Source organism: Streptomyces sp. P13-3-3, assembly GCF_050571355.1.
In the GTDB taxonomy this organism is placed as follows: Bacteria; Actinomycetota; Actinomycetes; order Streptomycetales; family Streptomycetaceae; genus Streptomyces; species Streptomyces althioticus.
Genome location: NZ_CP192228.1, coordinates 1436455 through 1453580, shown reverse-complemented (window position 1 = coordinate 1453580; position 17126 = coordinate 1436455). Strand labels below are relative to the sequence as shown.

General features: G+C 75.5%; 14 protein-coding genes and 1 pseudogene. 11 read left to right on the top strand and 4 right to left on the bottom strand.

Going from position 1 to position 17126, the window contains the following annotated elements:
• Window positions 1-126: 126 nt before the first annotated feature.
• Together ACQZOG_RS06540 and ACQZOG_RS06535 are read right to left on the bottom strand one after the other, a co-directional pair.
• The gene (locus ACQZOG_RS06540; RefSeq protein ID WP_037639327.1) at window positions 127-1368 is read right to left on the bottom strand and encodes a helix-turn-helix domain-containing protein; all 1242 of its coding nucleotides are present in this window, start codon (window positions 1366-1368) and stop codon (window positions 127-129) included.
• 3 nt (window positions 1369-1371) lie between these two features.
• Window positions 1372-1524: a hypothetical protein gene (locus ACQZOG_RS06535; protein WP_167739786.1), complete on the bottom strand. Its 153-nt coding sequence runs from the start codon at window positions 1522-1524 to the stop codon at window positions 1372-1374.
• A gap of 210 nt (window positions 1525-1734) precedes the next feature.
• On the opposite strand from ACQZOG_RS06535, the gene ACQZOG_RS06530 reads away from it, so the two are divergent.
• The 10 genes and pseudogenes from ACQZOG_RS06530 (at window position 1735) to ACQZOG_RS06485 (ending at window position 13840) form a co-directional block, all read left to right on the top strand.
• Window positions 1735-2706, top strand: a complete 972-nt coding sequence (locus tag ACQZOG_RS06530; RefSeq protein ID WP_033275742.1) for a DUF3068 domain-containing protein — start codon at window positions 1735-1737, stop codon at window positions 2704-2706.
• A 252-nt stretch (window positions 2707-2958) separates the two neighbouring features.
• The gene (locus ACQZOG_RS06525; RefSeq protein ID WP_387785240.1) at window positions 2959-4098 is read left to right on the top strand and encodes a glycosyltransferase family 4 protein; all 1140 of its coding nucleotides are present in this window, start codon (window positions 2959-2961) and stop codon (window positions 4096-4098) included.
• Window positions 4095-4868: a class I SAM-dependent methyltransferase gene (locus ACQZOG_RS06520; RefSeq protein WP_387757192.1), complete on the top strand. Its 774-nt coding sequence runs from the start codon at window positions 4095-4097 to the stop codon at window positions 4866-4868. Before ACQZOG_RS06525 ends, ACQZOG_RS06520 begins: the two co-directional genes overlap by 4 nt.
• Window positions 4865-9208: an alpha-(1->3)-arabinofuranosyltransferase domain-containing protein gene (locus tag ACQZOG_RS06515; protein ID WP_430741359.1), complete on the top strand. Its 4344-nt coding sequence runs from the start codon at window positions 4865-4867 to the stop codon at window positions 9206-9208. The genes ACQZOG_RS06520 and ACQZOG_RS06515 overlap by 4 nt, the downstream gene beginning before the upstream one ends.
• Window positions 9205-10479: a condensation protein gene (locus ACQZOG_RS06510; RefSeq protein ID WP_359518811.1), complete on the top strand. Its 1275-nt coding sequence runs from the start codon at window positions 9205-9207 to the stop codon at window positions 10477-10479. The genes ACQZOG_RS06515 and ACQZOG_RS06510 overlap by 4 nt, the downstream gene beginning before the upstream one ends.
• Entirely contained in the window at window positions 10480-11253 is a 774-nt protein-coding gene (locus ACQZOG_RS06505) for a class I SAM-dependent methyltransferase (protein ID WP_380824336.1), read from the top strand.
• Between the two features lie 27 nt (window positions 11254-11280).
• Window positions 11281-12191: pseudogene (locus ACQZOG_RS06500) on the top strand (hypothetical protein).
• Window positions 12188-12427, top strand: coding sequence for a Trm112 family protein (locus ACQZOG_RS06495; RefSeq protein ID WP_033275746.1), 240 nt, complete (start codon window positions 12188-12190; stop codon window positions 12425-12427). Before ACQZOG_RS06500 ends, ACQZOG_RS06495 begins: the two are co-directional and overlap by 4 nt.
• Window positions 12424-13260: an FkbM family methyltransferase gene (locus ACQZOG_RS06490; RefSeq protein WP_058916074.1), complete on the top strand. Its 837-nt coding sequence runs from the start codon at window positions 12424-12426 to the stop codon at window positions 13258-13260. The genes ACQZOG_RS06495 and ACQZOG_RS06490 overlap by 4 nt, the downstream gene beginning before the upstream one ends.
• On the top strand, window positions 13226-13840 hold the full coding sequence (locus ACQZOG_RS06485) for a hypothetical protein (RefSeq protein ID WP_033275748.1): 615 nt from the start codon (window positions 13226-13228) through the stop codon (window positions 13838-13840). Before ACQZOG_RS06490 ends, ACQZOG_RS06485 begins: the two co-directional genes overlap by 35 nt.
• Here the strand turns inward: ACQZOG_RS06485 and ACQZOG_RS06480 are convergent.
• Both ACQZOG_RS06480 and ACQZOG_RS06475 read right to left on the bottom strand, forming a co-directional pair.
• Entirely contained in the window at window positions 13788-14690 is a 903-nt protein-coding gene (locus ACQZOG_RS06480) for an ATP-grasp domain-containing protein (protein WP_037639335.1), read from the bottom strand. The genes ACQZOG_RS06485 and ACQZOG_RS06480 overlap by 53 nt on opposite strands.
• A gap of 70 nt (window positions 14691-14760) precedes the next feature.
• A complete protein-coding gene (locus tag ACQZOG_RS06475) occupies window positions 14761-15468 on the bottom strand; it encodes a FadR/GntR family transcriptional regulator (protein WP_033275750.1) in 708 nt (235 codons plus the stop codon).
• 179 nt (window positions 15469-15647) lie between these two features.
• Between ACQZOG_RS06475 and ACQZOG_RS06470 the strand changes: the two genes are divergently transcribed.
• The gene (locus ACQZOG_RS06470) at window positions 15648-17045 is read left to right on the top strand and encodes an SLC13 family permease (protein WP_033275751.1); all 1398 of its coding nucleotides are present in this window, start codon (window positions 15648-15650) and stop codon (window positions 17043-17045) included.
• Window positions 17046-17126 lie beyond the last annotated feature (81 nt).

The following is a 17126-nucleotide window of genomic DNA, read 5'->3' as shown; positions in this document are numbered from 1 at the left end:
GCTAGCCACACCCCCTCCACCAGGCAACGCCCTCAGGGTCATCGCCCCAGGGGCGCGGGGAACTGCGCGACGAGCCACGACGGACCCGCACCCGGCGACGGCCCGAAGGCGCCCCCTCACGCCCCGCTACTCGGCCCCGTCGCCCAGCAACCCCCGCAACCGCCGCGCCCGCAACACCAGCTCCAGCTCGAACCGCCGGTCGGGATCGTCCACCGACCCCCCGAACAACTCCCGTATCTGCCGTAACCGGTACCGCACCGTCTGCGGATGCACCCCCAGCCGGGCCGCCACCTCCGGCGCCCCGCCCCGCGTCTCCAGCCACGCCAGCAGCGTCTGGGCCAGCCGCCGCCCGTGCGCGGGAGCGCAGTGCGCCAACGGCGCCAGACACCGCAGCGCGAGATCGTCGATCAGCTCCTCCGGCTGGAGCAGCACCAACGCCTCCGTGTGCTCGGTGCAGTACAGCACCTCGCCGGACGGCAGCAGCCCCCGCTCCATCAGCCGCACCGCCGCCTCCGCCCACCGCAGCGACTTCGCCGCCTCGGTGACCGGCACGGGCGGTCCGATCGCCCCGGACCAGCCGGCGAGCGCCCGGTCGAGCAGTTCGCGGCGGCCGGCGGCGTCGGGTTCGGGCACGACCATGCGGGGCCGCTCGTGCTCCATGTCCAGCAGCACCCCCTGCCCCACGGCGGGCGCGACGGCCTCCCGCGCCGGGCGCACCAGCAGACCGGCCGCGACCCGTTCGGGCACGGGCCAGCCGATGCGGGCGGCGCGTTCGCCGAGCGCGTCGGAGGGGTCGCCCCGGTGGTGCTCGGCGAGCATCAGGTCCATCAGCCGGCGCTGAAGGCGCAGCCGTTCTCCGGCCTGCCGGGCCGCCGCCTCGGCGTATCCGCGCACCGACTGGTCGACCAGTCCGTCCAGGTACTCGTAGCCCGCGTCGACGAGTTCGTACATCGCGGGGGGCGGGATGTCGAGGCGCTGGCCGATCTCGGCGAACCGGCGCCAGGCCATGCGGACGCCCATCCGGTAGGTCGCCTGAAGGGCGTCCAGGGACCGCCCGCCCCGCCCTTCGCCGCGTCCGAAGTCCTGGAAGACGTCGGGCGGCGCGGTGGGCCGGCCCACCGTGCGGTCGTCCTGGGAGAGGTGCCGGACGAACGCCTCGATGGCGCGGCGGATGCCGATGAGGGCCATCGGCTCACCGGAGTCGTCGAGCACCACCGGAAGATGCGGGTACTCGCGCCGGATCTCGCCCATGATCTCCTCGGCCAGGGCGGGCGCCTCGGCGAGGGCGATCTCGGCGAACCGGCGCACCTGGTGGCGCGGTACGGCGTGCCAGGCGGAGCGGGCGGTCAGGGTGCGGGAGGCCGTCACGGGTCAGCTCCCCTGGTCGGCCTGCTCGTAGGTGATCAGGGGAGTGTTCGGCTGGTCGGGGGTGGCCTCGAGCAGGGCCACGACGCCGAACGCCGTTCCCACGGCGAGGACGGCGCCGAAAGCGACCGTCAGGCAGGCGGCGAGCAGTCTGGACATCGCAGGGTCAGCCTCTCTGTCGGGGAGGTTCCCCACCCCCACGTGACCGACCACCCCTGTCCGTCGTGCCCCAGTCTCGGCACGACATTGACACTCCGTCAAGAGGCGCTTACGGTTCCCAGCTCCAGGGGGTGGGGACTCCCGCACGCGCACTGTCCCGTACGGCGGGGCCCGTCAGCGGCCCGCCGACCGAGCCTCTGGAGTGCCCGGATGCGCCGTTCAGTCTCCCCGTTGTCCCTGGTCCTGCTGGGGCTCGGCACCTTCCTGCTGGTGCTGGCGCCCCTTCTCGCCTGGTACGTGCAGCCACGGGCCGCGGTCAATCCCACCGACATCGACACCACCGCCGTCTACACCGGCCGGGGCAGCGTCTTCGACCTGGAGAAGGTCGAGACGGTGCCGGACCGACGGATCACCGTGACCCAGCGGGTGCGCGGCGACGTCCGGGAGAGCGAGCGCAGCGGCAAGGCGGTGTGGGACGTCACCACGTCGGTCGACACCGACGAGACGCTGCCGGCCGCCGATCCGCACGACGCGCTGTCGTTCACCCCGCACCGCTGGGTGCTGGACCGCCGCACCACCGAGCCGGTGCACTGCTGCGGCGCGAAGCCGCGCATCCAGGGCGAGGCGTACCTGAAGTTCCCCTTCGACGTGGAGAAACGCTCCTACCGGTGGTGGGACAACACCCTCGGCGACACGGTCGTGCTGCGCTACCGGGGCACCGAGAAGGTCCTGGGCCACACCGGCTACCGCTTCACCGGCTCGGTGCCGCCCACCCGCACCGGCACCCGCCTGGTGCCCGGCAGCCTGGTCGGGCTGCCGGAGGCCGGGCAGGTCGCGGCCGAGGAGTGGTACGCCAACCACGGTGTGGAGCTGGTCGTCGACCAGCGCACCGGCCGGGTGCTGTACGCGCAGACCGGGCCCCGGCAGACGCTGCGCGCCCCGGGCGGGACCGAGGACGAGGCGGTGCTGCTGGACGCCGAGAGGATCTCCTTCACGGAGGAGACCCAGCGGGCCGCCGTGGAGCTGGCGAAGGCCGACGGGGCCCGGCTGCGGCTGCTCGGCGAGACCGTGCCGCTGGGCGCGGCGGTGGCGGGCGGTCTGCTCGCCGTGGCCGGAGTCGTTCTGGTGGCGCGTGGCCGGAAGGTGACGGAGCGTCCGGATCCGTCCGCTCCGTCCGTGTGACCCTCACCGGAAGAAGTGACTCCCGAGTAAGAAAAGCCGGAAATTGTCACGCCGGTGAGTAGCCGTGGGGAACGCCTGGGCGAAAACTGTGCCATCCCCACCCACACACAGACCGTCCACACCCCCCTCCCAGGACGTCCCGGGGTCCTCCTCAGGACCCCGGTCCCGGGGCCGCCGGCCCCGCCCCACCCCCTGTGCACCACCCCGCGTTCCTCCCCACGCCGATCAACACCGAGACGAGTTGGAGCACCGATGCCCCAGCACGTGCCGTCCTCGCTGCGCACAGCGCTCCCCGGCGCGCAGCAGTCCTCCCCGGCGCTCCCCCCACATCCGCGCCGGATCGTCTTCCTCGCCCACCGGGACCTGGGCAGTCCGTCCGCAGGCGGCTCCGAGCTGCTGGTCGACCGTCTCGCCGACGGTCTGACCGGTCGGGGCCACCAGGTCACCCTGCTGTGCGGAGGGCCCGCGGCCTTCCGCGACTACCGGGTGGTGTCGGCGGGCGGACCGTACGACCACTACCTGCGCGCCCGTTCCGCGTTCGCCCGGCAGGTCGGCGACTGCGACCTCCTGGTCGAGGTCTGCAACGGCATGCCGTACCTCGCGCCCCTGTGGCACCGCGGGCCCACCCTGTGCCTGGTCAACCACGTGCACACCGACCTGTGGCCGATGCGGTTCGGCGGCCCGCTGGCCCCGGCCGCGCGGCTCGGCCTGAAGCTGGAGCACTGGGCCCTCACCGGGGCGCACCGGCACGGCCTGGTCGTCGCGGTGTCGCCGTCCACGGCGCACGCCCTCCAGCGCATCGGCGTACCGCGCGAGCGGATCCGCGTGGTGCACAACGGGGTCGCCGAGCCGGGCCCGCGCACCGAACGCTCATCGGAACCCCTGTTCGTGGCGGTGGGCCGGCTCGTCGAGTACAAGCGGATCGACCTGCTGCTGCGGCTGTGGGAGCGGGTGCGGCCGGTCACCGGCGGCACCCTGGTGATCGTCGGCGACGGGCCGGAGCGGGAGCGTCTCGAGCGGCTCGCCGGTCCCGGCGTCCGCTTCACCGGGCACGTCTCCGAGGCGGAGAAGCACCGGCTGCTGTGCGCGGCCTGGCTGCTGCTGCACCCCTCCGCCGTGGAGGGCTGGGGTCTCGTCGTCACCGAGGCCGCGGCCCGGGAGACGCCGGCCGTGGCCTTCGACGTGCCCGGGCTGCGCGACTCCGTACGGGACGGCGAGACGGGGGTGCTCGCCCGCGGCGAGTCCTCCTTCGCCGCCGCGTGGATCTCCCTCGCCCTGGCCCCGGAACGGCGTGCCCACATGGGCAAGGCGGCACGGGACGTCGCCGCCCGCTACCGGTGGGAGCACACCGTGCGCCAGTTCCTGGCGGTCGCCCGGGAGGCCGCGCGGTGACACGGTTCCGCCCTCCGGGACGCGCCGGCACGTTGCCGGGAACCGGCAAGGATCCCTCCCTGCGGCGCTCCCTCGCCCTGTTCCGCGCCTTCCTGCGGGAGCAGGACGACCCGGACGCCTGCTACGCCCTGCTCGCCCGTGACGCCGTCGACCAGGTGGAGGCGTACGACGGGCCGGTGGCCGGGCGGGTCGTCGCCGACGTCGGCGGCGGCAGCGGGTACGTCACCCGTGAGTTCCGCGCCCGGGGCGCGCTGGCCTGCCTGTTGGAGCCCGACGCGCGGGAGCTGAGCGGGAAGCCGCCCGGGGGCGCGGTGCTCGCGGACGGTTACCTGCTGCCGCTCGCCGACGGGGCCGCGGACGTCACGTTCTCCTCCAACGTGCTGGAGCACGTGGCCGATCCGCAGACCTTCCTCAGCGAGCTGGTGCGGGTGACCCGGCCGGGTGGGCTGATCTACGTGTCGTTCACCAACTGGCTGTCCCCGTGGGGCGGTCACGAGTGGGCGCCCTGGCACTACCTGGGCGCCGGGCGGGCCCGCGCCCGGTACGAGCGCCGCACCGGGCGCCCCGCGAAGCACACCCTCGGCGAGAACCTGTTCGCCGTGCACGTCGGCCCCACCCTGCGCCAGGTGCGCGCCCGCGACGACGTGCTGATCGTCTCCGCGCGCTCCCGCTACTGGCCCTTCCTGACGGAGACCGTGGTGAAGGTGCCCGGTCTCCGCGAGTTCGTCACCTGGAACCTCCTCCTCATCCTCCGGCGGTGTCCCGCATGACGACCACGGTCCAGGCTCCTCCTCCCACCGCCGTCCCGGCCGGCCCCGCCGCCGCGGGACCGCCGCGCGGCCCGCGCTCGCGCCGCTGGCTGCTCGGCTTCTGGGCGGTGGTGTTCGCGCTGTTCCTGGCGGTCCGGCCGGGGCGGCAGACCTTCGACACCAAGCTCGGCGTCACCGTCGACCCGGGACACTTCCTGGCCGACCTGGGCCAGTTGTGGCAGAGCCGGGGCTCGTTCGGCGGGATCGCCGACCAGTACACCGGCTACCTGTGGCCGATGCTGCCGTACTACTGGCTGGCCGACCTGGTGCGGCTGCCGGTGTGGCTGGCGGAGCGGCTGTGGATGTCGCTGATCGTCACGGCCGCGTTCTGGGGCGCGCTGCGGCTCGCGGAGCGGCTGCGCGTCGGCGGCGGCGCGTCCCGCCTGGTCGCCGCGGCGGCGTACGCGCTGTGGCCGGTGTTCACCGCGGTCGTCGGCTCCACGTCGGCCGCCGCGCTGCCCGGCGCGCTGCTGCCGTGGGTGCTGCTGCCGCTGGCGGACCAGCGGTACACGGCGCGGGTCGCGGCGCTGCGGTCGGCGCTCCTCGTGCCGTTCATGGGCGGTGTCAACGCGGCCTCCACGCTGGCGTCGCTGCTGCCGGTCGGGCTGTACCTCCTGTCCCGCCCGCCGGGCGCGCGGAAGTGGAAGCTGATCGTGTGGTGGGCTCCCGCGGTGGCGGTGGCGACCGCCTGGTGGTGGGTCCCGCTGCTGCTGCTCGGCGTCCACGGGGAGAACTTCCTCCCGTACATCGAGACCGCGCGCACCACCACCGACACCATGGCGGCGACGGAGGCGCTGCGCGGCGCCGGGAACTGGGTGGCGTACCTGCACTTCGGCGAGCCGTGGCTGCCGGCCGGCTGGGCGGTGGCGTCCTCGCCGGTCGTGATCGTCTCCTCGGCGTGCGCGGCCGGGCTCGGGCTCGCGGGCCTGGCCCGGCGGGACATGCCGGAGCGGCGCTGGCTGGTGCTGACCGTGGTGGCGGCCGTGCTGGTGCTGCTCGCCGGGTACGGCGGCGCGGCCGGCGGGCCGTTCCACGGGACGGTGCAGGACTGGCTGGACGGCCGGCTGTCGCCCTTCCGGAACATCTACAAGTTCCAGACGGGCCTGGCGCTGGCCTTGGTCCTCGGTCTGGCGCACCTCGCCGGACGGGGCGTGCCCGGCCGGGGCACGCGCCGGCGGCCGGGGGCGCGGACGGCGGCCCTGCTCGCGGCGGTGCTGGTGCTTCCGGGGCTGGCCTGGCCGTACGTCGGCGGCAAGGTGCTCGGCCCCGGCTCGTTCCAGGAGATCCCCGCGTACTGGCGGGCCACCGCCGACTGGCTGGAGAGGAACTCGCCGGACGCGCGCGCCCTGGTGGTGCCGGCGACCGCGCACGGCATCCACACCTGGGGATCGACGATCGACCAGCCGCTGGACGTGGTCGCCGATTCCCCGTGGGCGCAGCGCGACTACGTGCCGTTCGGCACGCCCGGCAACCGGCGGGCCCTGGACGCGGTGGAGCAGGCGCTGCTGACCGGCGGTGAGGTGCCGGGCCTCGCCGACTACCTGGGCCGGGCGGGTGTGCACTACGTCGTCGTCCGCAACGACCTCGACCCGGACCAGCTCGGCCAGGTGCCCACGGCGACGGTGAAGCGCGCCCTGGAGCAGTCCGGGTACGAGCGGGTCGAGGGCCTGGGTCCCGTGACGACGGGCGGGGTCATCGCACCGGACACCCCGCTCCAGGTGGAGGGCCTGTACCCGCGGCAGCGCGCGGTGGAGATCTACCGCCCGGCCGGCGCGGAGGTGTCCCGGCCGGACCGGGCGGAGTTGCTGCCGGTGGCCGACACGGCCGTGGTGTCCGGCGGGCCCGAGTCGCTGCAGCCGCTGGCGGAGGAGCTGCGCGGCCGGCCCGCCGTGCTGACCGGCGACGCGCATCCGGGTCTCGGCGCGCCCGCCGTGCGGGTGACCGGTGACGGGCTGCGCCGCGCGGACACCCGGTTCGGGCTGGTCAACTCCCACACCTCGTACACGTACACGCCCGGCGAACGCAACGCGCCCGACGCCGCCCAGGACCCGGGTGAGCCTCCCCGGCAGATCCTCCCCGTCAAGGGCGAGGAGCACCAGACGGTGGCCGAACTGCGCGGCGCCCGCGAGGTGTCGGCGTCCTCCTACGGCAACTGGCTGTTCCACCTGCCGCAGTACGACCCGGTGCACGCCTTCGACGGCGACCCGGCGACCGCCTGGGCGGAGGGCGCCGAGGACTCGCCGGACGGGCAGTGGCTGCGGATCGCCTTCGACGGCCGCTACGACATGCCGGACACGGTCCGCGTCACCCCGCTCCCCCAGAACGGGGTGCGGGCGGCGCCGACGGAGGTGCGGGTGGAGACGGAGAACGGCTCCGCGACGTCGTTCCTGCGCGTCGACGGCGAGCGGGAGCGGATCGACGCGCCCGCGGGCCCGACCCGCTGGATGAAGCTCACGATCACCGGCTCGACCGTGCCGCGCCCCGGCGTCACCGGCGCCGGCTTCTCCGAGGTGGAGCTTCCGGGCGTGCAGGTGACGCGGCTGCTGCGGCTGCCCGAGGACGGCGAGGACACGGCGGCCTCGGCGCGGATCGTGTCGCTGCACCGCGCCGCCGACCCCACCGGGCTGTCCCTCGCGAGCAGCGAGTCCGGGCTGCGCCGGATCGTCGACGCCGGCCGGGCCGGGACGTACGCGATCCGGGCGCGCGCGGTGGCGGTGCCGGGCGAGGGGCTGGACCGGCTGCTGTACGAGGCCGCGCCCGAGCAGCGGCGGAGGATCGTCGCGACGGCGGCCTCCACGGCGCGGCTGGGCGCGGGCCTGTCCGCGCGGAACCTCACCGACGGGGACCTGACCACCGCGTGGATCGCGGGCGACGAGCCGTCCCTCCGGCTGAGCTGGCCGGGGAAGCGGCAGGTCGGCGAAGTGGTGCTGGCGCCCGCGGGCGGGCTGTCGGCGCGGGCCGAGGAGGTGCGGATCACCTCCCCGACGGGCGCGGTGGTCGCGGCCGTCGACGCCAACGGCTGGGTGCGGTTCCCGCCGATGACCACCGACCGCCTCGACATCATGGTCACCCGCACCGCCCCGCTCACCGTGCACAACCCGGCGGTGGGCGACGACCTCCAGCTCCCGGTCGGCCTGACCGAGGCGTACGTCCCCGCGCTGGACGACCTCCGCACGGAGCAGCCGAAGGGCGACTCCGTGTTCTCGCTGGCGTGCGGCAAGGGCCCGGCGCTGACGGTGGACGGCGAGCGGTACGACACCGCCGTGCGCGGCACCGTACGGGACCTGGTGGAGCGGCGGCCCGTCGAGGTGACGCCGTGCCGCGACGGACGGACCGTCCCCGGGCTCGAACTCGCGGCGGGAGAGCACGAGATCGAGGCGGACGACGCGGGACCGCTCGCCGCCACCGAGGTGACGCTGACCCTGGGGACCGTGCCGGACCGCGCGGCCACCGAGCGCGACCTGCGGGTGCGGGACTGGGAGGGCGACCGCCGCGAGGTGCTCGTCGGACCCGGCGCCGCCTCGTACCTGACGACGCACGAGAACCACAACGACGGCTGGAAGGCCACCCTCGACGGCGAGGAGCTGACCCCGCTGCGGCTGGACGGCTGGCAGCAGGGCTGGCTGGTCCCGGCGGGCGAGGGCGGGACGCTGAAGCTCTCCTACGAGCCCGCCACGACGTACGGCGCCGCGCTGGTCGCGAGCGGCGCCGGGATCGTGGCGCTGGCGGGCCTGTTGCTGTGGCGCCGCCGCGCGGAGAACCCGGACGACCCGCAACCGGCGCCTCCGGCTCCGGGGGTGTGGCTGGGCACGGTCGCGGTGACGCTGACGGGCGTGGTGATCGCCGGCTGGTGGGCCCTGCTGCTCCCGCCCCTGGCCCTGCTCGCGTGGCGCCGCCGCTCCCTGCTCCCGCCGCTGGCCTTCGCCGCCCTCACGGGAGCGGGCCTCACGGCGGCGGTGGGCGCGGGAGGCGCGATCCACGCGGGTGAGGGGGCGTTCGGGCACGTGGCACAAGTGCTGGCGCTGACGGGCCTGTTCGCGGGCCTGCTGACGCTGGGCAAGGACCGTGAGGACGACGAGACGCCGGCCGGCGGGAGGCCCGGCCCGGACGACGGCCACACGGGGCAGCCCCTGTCCCCGGAGCCCACGACGCCTCCGCCCGCCCCGGCGCACCCCGCCCCCGCCTCCCGGCCACCACGGCCCCCGGCGGCCCGGGTACGCCCGTTCCTGCCACCGCTTCCGTCCCGGGGCGACCCGAGGGACCGCGGCCCGGCGGGCCCCGGCGCGGGAGGCCCCGCATGAACGCGCAGGCCCGCCCGGGCGGCACCATCCCCTTCCCTGTCGTCGACGAGATCTCCCGGCACTGTCTCCAGCACGAGGAGCCGGAGACCGTGCACATCGAGGTGCATCTCCCCGGCGACGTGGATCCGGGGCGGCTGCGCAAGGCGTTCGCGGAGGCGTTGCGGCGGCATCCGCGCAGTCTGGTGCGGGAGGCTTCCGGGCCCTGGTACCGGCGGCGTTACGCGTGGGAGGCGACCGACGGGCCGGACGCGGAGCCCGTGAGCTTCCCGGTGCCGGGCGAGCACGCCCTGCGGGACGCCCGCGTCCGGGCGCTGCGCGCGGCGCCCCCGCTCACCGTGTCGCCGCCGGTCCGGCTGGAGGCCGTGCGCGGGGAGGCGGAGGGCACCGTCCTGGTCCTCACCGTCAACCACACCGCGATGGACGGACCCGCCTGCCTGCGCGTGGTGGCGACGGCGGCCGAGCTGTACGGCGGGCGGGACAACGAGCCGGCCGCCCCGCCCGTCCGTCCCCCGGACGCGCCGCCCGTCCGCCCGGGCACCCCGTCCCCGTGGATCCGCCCGGCCCGGGTGGCGCGCGGCGCGCCCGGCCCCGCGCCCGGCAACGGGCTGCTCGTCACGGAACTGCCGCTGCCGCGCCGCCCGAAGGGCGCCCCGTACACGGTGAACGACCAGCTGATGGTCGCCACCGCGCTGACCGTGGCGCACTGGAACCGGGAGCGTGGCGCCGGGCGGGGCCGGCCGCTGCGGATCACCATGCCGGTGGACGACCGGCCCCGGGACAGCGGCATGCCGATCGGCAACGGCACCCGCCTGGTGGACGTGGCGTTCGCACCGGAGGAGCTGGACGCGGACGCGGTGCCGGAGCTGCTGCGCCGTACCGCCCTGCGCACCCGCGCCCTGAAGGCCCTCCCCCGCCCTCAGCTGGGGCACGGGGCGGCGCTGCTGACCGCTCCGTGGGCGCCGGTCGCCTGCCGGGCCGCGCTGACCCGGGCGCTGCGCCGGGCGGCGGCGCCGTGGACGTCGACCACGCTGCTCAGCAACATCGGCCGCGTCCCGTACCCGCTGGACTTCGGTGCGGACGCCGGCCGGGCGCGGGCCGTGTGGTTCTCGGCGCCCGCCCGAATGCCGCGGGGGCTGACCTTCACCACCGCGTCCACCGCGGGCCGGCTGCACCTGGCGCTGCGCTGGTCGAGCGCGCTGCTCGGGGACGGCGACGGCGCGCGTCTGCGCGAGCTGTTCGCGCACCACCTGCGGACCACGGAGGCGACCTGAGTGGCGAAGACCTCCTCCACGACCACCGCGTCCCCCTCCCCGGGCACGCCGTCCCCGCCGCACGGGCTGCGCGACTTCTACGAGAACCCCGCCGTGCCCGTCGCCTCGGGCCCGTCCCGGAGTCTGCGCCAGGCCCGCATGCTGGCCCGGGCGCTGGGACCGGCCGGTGCGTCGGGTCCGCGTACGGTCCTGGACATCGGCTGCGGCGACGGCACCGCGGCCGCCACGGCCGCCCCGCTGCTGCGCGGCCACCGGCTGATCGGCGTCGACTGGTCGCAGGACGCCCTCACCCGGGCGCGCACCCGGCTGCCGTACGCGGTGCGCGGCGAACTCGACGGCGGAGGGCTGCCGTTCGCGTCGAGGTCGGCGGACGCGGTGCTGTTCAGCGAGGTGCTGGAGCATCTGGTCGACCCGGACGCCGCGCTCGACGAGATCCGCCGGGTGCTGCGCCCCGGGGGGCATCTCATGCTCTCCACGCCGAACCTGGCGGCCTGGTACAACCGCGCCCTGCTGCTCGCCGGGGTGCAGCCGGTGTTCTCCGAGGTGAGCCTGCGAGGCATCCACGGCCGGCCGGGCACGGAGGTGGTCGGTCATCTGCGGCTCTACACGGCCCGCGCGCTGCGGGAGTTCGTCGCCGCGTCCGGCTTCACCGTCGTGGCGCTGAAGGGGGCGCCGTTCCACGGGGTGCCGCGCACACTCCGGCCGCTGGACCGGATGGCCTGCGCCGCGCCGACGCTCGCGTCGATCCTGCTGCTGCACGCACGGCGGGCGTGAGAGGGGCGGGGGGACATGTGGTGGGGAGTGGCCGCGGCGCTGCTGGCGAACGTCCTGTACAGCGCGGGGTTCGTGCTGGAGAAGCGTGCCCTGGGCGCGCTGCCCGAGGTGACGGTGCGCCGGCCGGCCCGGCTGCTGCGGCTGGTGCTGGGCAGCCCCCTGTGGATCGGCGGCTCGCTCGCTCTCGCCGCCGGGTTCGCGGCGCAGCTCGCCGTGTACCGCACGCTGCCGATCGCCGCCGCGCAGGGCCTGTTCGTGTCCGGTCTGGTGCTGCTGGTGCTGCTGTCGGCGCGGCTGCTGGGCGAGGAGACCAGCGGCCGGGAGCGGTACGCGCTCGGCGCGATCCTGGTGGCGCTGCTGATGGTGGTGCTGTCGCTGCGGGAGGGCGGCGCGGACGCCGACACGGTGGGCCGGGACGCGCCGTACCCGCTGATCCTGCTGGTGTGCGTGCCGGCGCTGGCGGCCGGGGTGTGGCTGTACTCCTCCGCCGAGCGCAACGCCCGTCACCGGCACCGGCTGCCCACCACCGGCGTCGAGTACGGCATCGCCGTCGGCCTGCTCTACGGGGTCAGCTCGCTCGCCGTGAAGGGCGTCTCCAGCCACCTGACGGCCGGCGTCGGCACGTCGGTCGTCGCCCTGCTGCGCTCCCCGTACCCGTATCTGCTGCTGTTCACCGGGGCGTTCGGGCTCGTGATGTCGCAGGCGGCGCTCCAGCGCTGCCGTGCCTCGCTGATCGTGCCGGTGTGCACGACCGTGACCTGCCTGTTCACGGCGGTGCTCGGCACGCTGTCGTTCGGCGAGGAACTCCCCGACGAGCCGCTGCGGCTGGCGCTGCGCGTGCTCGGCACCGTCCTCGCGGTGACCGTGCTGCTCGCCATGCCCAAGCACGACACCGCGCCCCGATCCCCCGCCCGACCGAGGAGTTGACGCCACCGTGAAGCCCGACGACCCCCTGCTGAGGATCCTCGCCTGCCCGCTCGACAAGGGGCCGCTGCGTCTGCTCGCCGCGGACGACGGGGAAGGGGAGGCGCTCTACAACCCGCGGCTGCGCCGCCGTTACCCGGTCGTCGACGGCATCCCGCAGCTGCTGCCCTCGTCCGGGGAGCAGGTGCCGGAGGAGGAGCACGAGCGGCTCCTGGCCCGCGCGGCCGAGGCCCCGGGGACCGCGCCGTGACCGGGCGGCGCACACTCGCGGCACGGGCGGCGTCCGTGCTGCCCGCGCGCGCGGTGGCGGCGACGGCCCGCGCGGTCTACCCGCGCTTCGAACCGGAGCTGGCCCGTCTCGCCGACCTGTGCCCGCCGGACTGCGACACGGCCGTGGACGTCGGCGCCTGGTACGGCCCGTGGACGCACCGGCTGGCCCGGCACGCCCGCCGGGTGGTCACCCTGGAGCCGGTGCCGCGCCTGGCCCGGCTGCTGGACGCGACCGCCCCGCCGAACGTGCGGGTGATCCGCGCGGCCGCCTCCGACCGGCCCGGCTTCGCCCGGCTGTGGCTGCCGGACGACGACGCCGGCGCCCGGGGCGTGTCGTCGCTGGTCCGCCGGGACATCCACGGCCGCGCCCTGGACGTCACCTGCGTCGCCCTGGACGACCTGGGCCTGCGTGACGTGGGCTTCCTGAAGATCGACGTGGACGGCAACGAGCCGGCGGTGCTGCGCGGGGCGACCGGCATCCTCGCCCGCGACCGGCCCGCCCTCTTCGTCGAGCTGGAGTCCCGCATCCAGCCGATCGCCCCCGTGGTGACGTACCTGTCCCTGCTGGGCTACGACGGCTGGGTGCTGCCGGCGGGCACCTGGATCCCCCTGTCCCGCTTCCCGCTGGAGGCCCACCAGGAGCGCACCGCGTACGTCGCCACGCACGGCCTGCTGCGCCGGATCCTCCCCCACGAGCGGCTGCGCGGCCCCCGCTACGTCAACTCGGTGCTGTTCCTCCCGGACGGCCGACGCCCGGGAGAGCCTCCGGTGGGCGACGATGGGTCCCGTGCCCACCGGACGACGCCCACCTGAACCGTTCACCCCGTTCCACTTCCAGCTGGTGCTGCTGCGCCGCATGGCCGACCACAACCCCGGCCTGGTGGAGGACGCCCGTCGCGCGCTGGGCGCCTCCCTCGCCGACATGCGGGAGGCCAACCGGCGCTGGCAGGCGATGGTCCGCTCCCCGCGCCCCCGGCCCGCCCTGTCCCGGTACCGGTCGGTGCTGGGCGAGCCGGAGTCGCGTACCCCGCGCCGGGTCGGCGACCTGGACTGCGAGGCGTGGCGGTGGCCGCTGCCGCTCTGGCCGGACCTGCGCTTCGAGGCGCTGACCCCGGCGGGCGGGGGCGCGGTGTGGAACGAGTGGCTGGTCCGCGCACCGGGCGCGCCCGCGCCCGCCCTGCGCACGCTGGACGATCTCACGCCGTGGTCGTGCACGGTGGACGAGGTGGCCCGCGCCTTCGCCCCGGCCCGCCCGCTGGAGGGGTCGGCGCCCACCCGGTGGGGGCTGGCGTTCACCGCCCCGGACGCGGAGGGCCGTCCTCACGAGGTGGCCGCGGAGTTCACCTGGGGGCTGCTCCAGCGGACGGGCGTCGGCGGCCCGCCGCCTCGATGATCCGCTCCGCGACCACGGGCAGCGACCCGGGGTGCAGCCACAGGAACAGGTTCGGCTCGACCAGCTCCAGCTCCATCACCCGGGGCCGCCCGTCGTCGCCGTCCACCAGGTCCACCCGCGCGTACAGCAGCTCGGGCGCGCCGGGCACGGCGGACAACGCGGCCTCGGCGACGGCGAGTTCGTCGGCCGTGGCGGTCCAGTCGGTCAGCCCGGGGTGGGCCGTCTTCCGCTGGTCGTAGGGGGTGCCGGGAGCGAGCACCGGCCCCTTCCTGCTGGCGTGCAGCAGCTTCCCGCCGAAGAACTGCAGCGCCCGCTCACCGCCGCTGTCGATGGCCCGCACGTACGGCTGCACCATGGCCGTGAACCCGTCGTCGTGCATGCGCCGGACGTGCCGTACGGCGGTGTCGTGCTCGCCGGGGGTGTAGCGGGCGGCGAACCGGGCGCCCGCGCCGGAGGCCGGCTTCACCACGAACTCGTGGTCGTCCGGGAGCTCCACGGTGTCCCCGGGCGCCAGGTACCGCGTCTCCACCACGGGCACCCCGGCCGCCGCGAGGTCCGCGAGGTAGCGCTTGTCGGTGTTCCAGCGCACCACGTCCGCCGGATTGGCCAGCCGGGTCAGCGCCCCGCACCGCTCGGCCCACGCGGTGAACTCGGCCGCCCGCCAGCTGTAGTCCCAGGTGGAGCGGATCACGGCGAGGTCGAAGCGGGCCCAGTCGACGCCGGCGTCGTCCCACACCTCGACGGACGCCTCCGCCCCTGCCTGGTTCAACGCCCGCACCAGCACCGGCAGATCCCGGTCCTCGGCCACGTCGGGCCCGTCCGCACAGGTCACCAGCGCGACACGCACCACGCCGCCTCACCCCTCCCACGACCGCCTCGGCTCCGCAAGGAGGCTAACAACCGCAGGGGGAACGCGATGCCTAGCGGTCCTCCTCGGGGTCCCAGTCCAGCAGGCGCACCTTGGCGACCGTGCGGACGTGGCGGCGCATGGCGGCGGCGGCCTGACGGGGACGGCCCTCGGCGATCGCGTCGAGGATCGCCCGGTGCTGGGCGAGGGAACGGTTCGGGCGGCCGGGCTGGCGCAGCGACTCGGTGCGGCTCTCGGCGATCTGCTCGGCGATGGAGCGCATGAACTCGGCGAGCAGGGCGCTGTGCGCGGCCGCCGTCACCGCCGCGTGGAACCGGCGGTCGCCCTCCACGCCCGCGCCGCCCGCCTCGATCTCCTCGGCCATGTGCGCGAGCGCGGACCGCAGCGCGGCCAGGTCGTCGTCCGTGCGCCGCTCGGCGGCCAGTTCGGCGAGCTTGGTCTCCAGGGCCTCCCGCGCCTCCAGCACGTCGGGCAGCCGCCGGCGCCGCTCCACCATCCGCTCGACCGGTTCGACGTCGAGGCTGTCGCGGACCAGGTAGGTGCCGCCGCCGTGCCGGACCTCGACCAGCCCCTGCACCTCCAGCACGACGATCGCCTGCTTCACGGAGGCGCGGCTCACGCCGAGCCGCTGGGCCAGGTCCCGCTCGGGCGGCAGACGGTCCCCGGCGCGCAGGCCGCCCTCGGCGACGTACTGGCGCAGCCGGTCCAGCACCTGTTCGTACAGGCGCTGTTTCGCCATCGGGCGCAGGGCGTCGGTCACGGCGGTCCCCCTTTCGCGGGGAGATTAGCACCGGGTCTTCACGAGTGGCCGAGTGGCTGAGCCAATTCGTGCGCGACCCCTTGACGTGCCTCCGCCCGGGCCGCACGCTGTGCCACCGAACGGACCACTCCATTCCAGCGCCGCAAGTGGTTCAGCCACTCAGCCACTCGGGAGCCCGCATGTCCCCCGAACTCCTCTCCGTCCTCGTCCTCGCGGTGGTGTTCGTCATCGCCACCACCCGCTCCGTGAACATGGGGGCACTCGCCTTCGCCGCCGCCTTCGGGGTCGGCACGCTCGTCGCCGACCTCGACGCGGACGGGGTCTTCGCCGGCTTCCCCGGCGACCTGTTCGTCGTCCTCGTCGGCGTCACCTACCTGTTCGCCCTGGCCCGCGCCAACGGCACCACCGACTGGCTGGTGCACGCGGCGGTGCGGATGGTGCGGGGGCGGGTGGCGCTGATCCCGTGGGTGATGTTCGCCCTGACCGGCGCGCTCACCGCGATCGGGGCGGTCAGCCCGGCCGCGGTCGCGATCGTCGCGCCGATCGCCCTGAGCTTCGCCGCCCGGTACGGCATCAGCCCGCTGCTGATGGGCGCGATGGTGGTGCACGGCGCCCAGGCCGGCGGCTTCTCCCCGATCTCCATCTACGGCTCGATCGTCAACGGCATCGTCGAGCGGGAGAAGCTGCCCGGCAGCGAGATCACGCTGTTCCTCGCCTCCCTGCTGGCGAACCTGGCCATCGCGGCGGTGGTGTTCGCCGTGTGCGGCGGGCCGAGGCTGTGGCGGCAGGGGACGGTCGCGGAGACGGCCGCCTCGCCGGCGAAGGGGGACGAGGAGCCGGGCGGCAGCACGGACAGCGGGACCGGAGGCGGCGGGACGGGAGGCCTCGGGACGGCGGGCACCGGGACCGGAGGCGGAGGCACCCGTACCGCCCCGGCCCCCGCGGCCACCCGCGCCGACGCCCCGGCCGCCGGCGTCCCGCTCACCGCCCCGGTGATCGCCACCCTCGTCTGCCTGGTCGCGCTGGTCGTCGCCGTCCTCGGCTTCGACCTGGACGCGGGCCTCACCGCCATCACCCTCGCCGTCGTGCTGAGCACCGTCTGGCCGGACGTCAGCCGCCGCGCGGTCACCGAGATCGCCTGGCCGACGGTCCTGCTGATCTGCGGTGTCCTCACCTACGTCGGCGTCCTCGACGAGATGGGCACCATCACCTGGGCCGGCGAGGGCGTCGGCGGCATCGGCGTCCCGCTGCTCGCGGCGGTGCTGCTCTGCTACATCGGCGCGATCGTGTCCGCGTTCGCCTCCTCCGTCGGCATCATGGGCGCGCTGATCCCGCTCGCGGTGCCGTTCCTGGCGCAGGGCGAGATCGGCGCCGTGGGCATGGTGGCCGCGCTCGCCGTGTCGGCGACGGTGGTGGACGTCAGCCCCTTCTCCACCAACGGCGCCCTGGTCCTCGCCGCCGCCCCGGACGTCGACCGCGAGCGTTTCTTCCGGCAGCTCATGGCCTACGGCGGGATCGTCGTGGCGGCGGTCCCGGCGGTGGTGTGGCTGGTGATGGTGGTACCCGGCTGGGGGTAGGACACCCGGCACAGCCACGACGACCGCCACGCCGACGACGACAGCCACGCCGGCGACGACAGCGACGACAGCGACGACAGC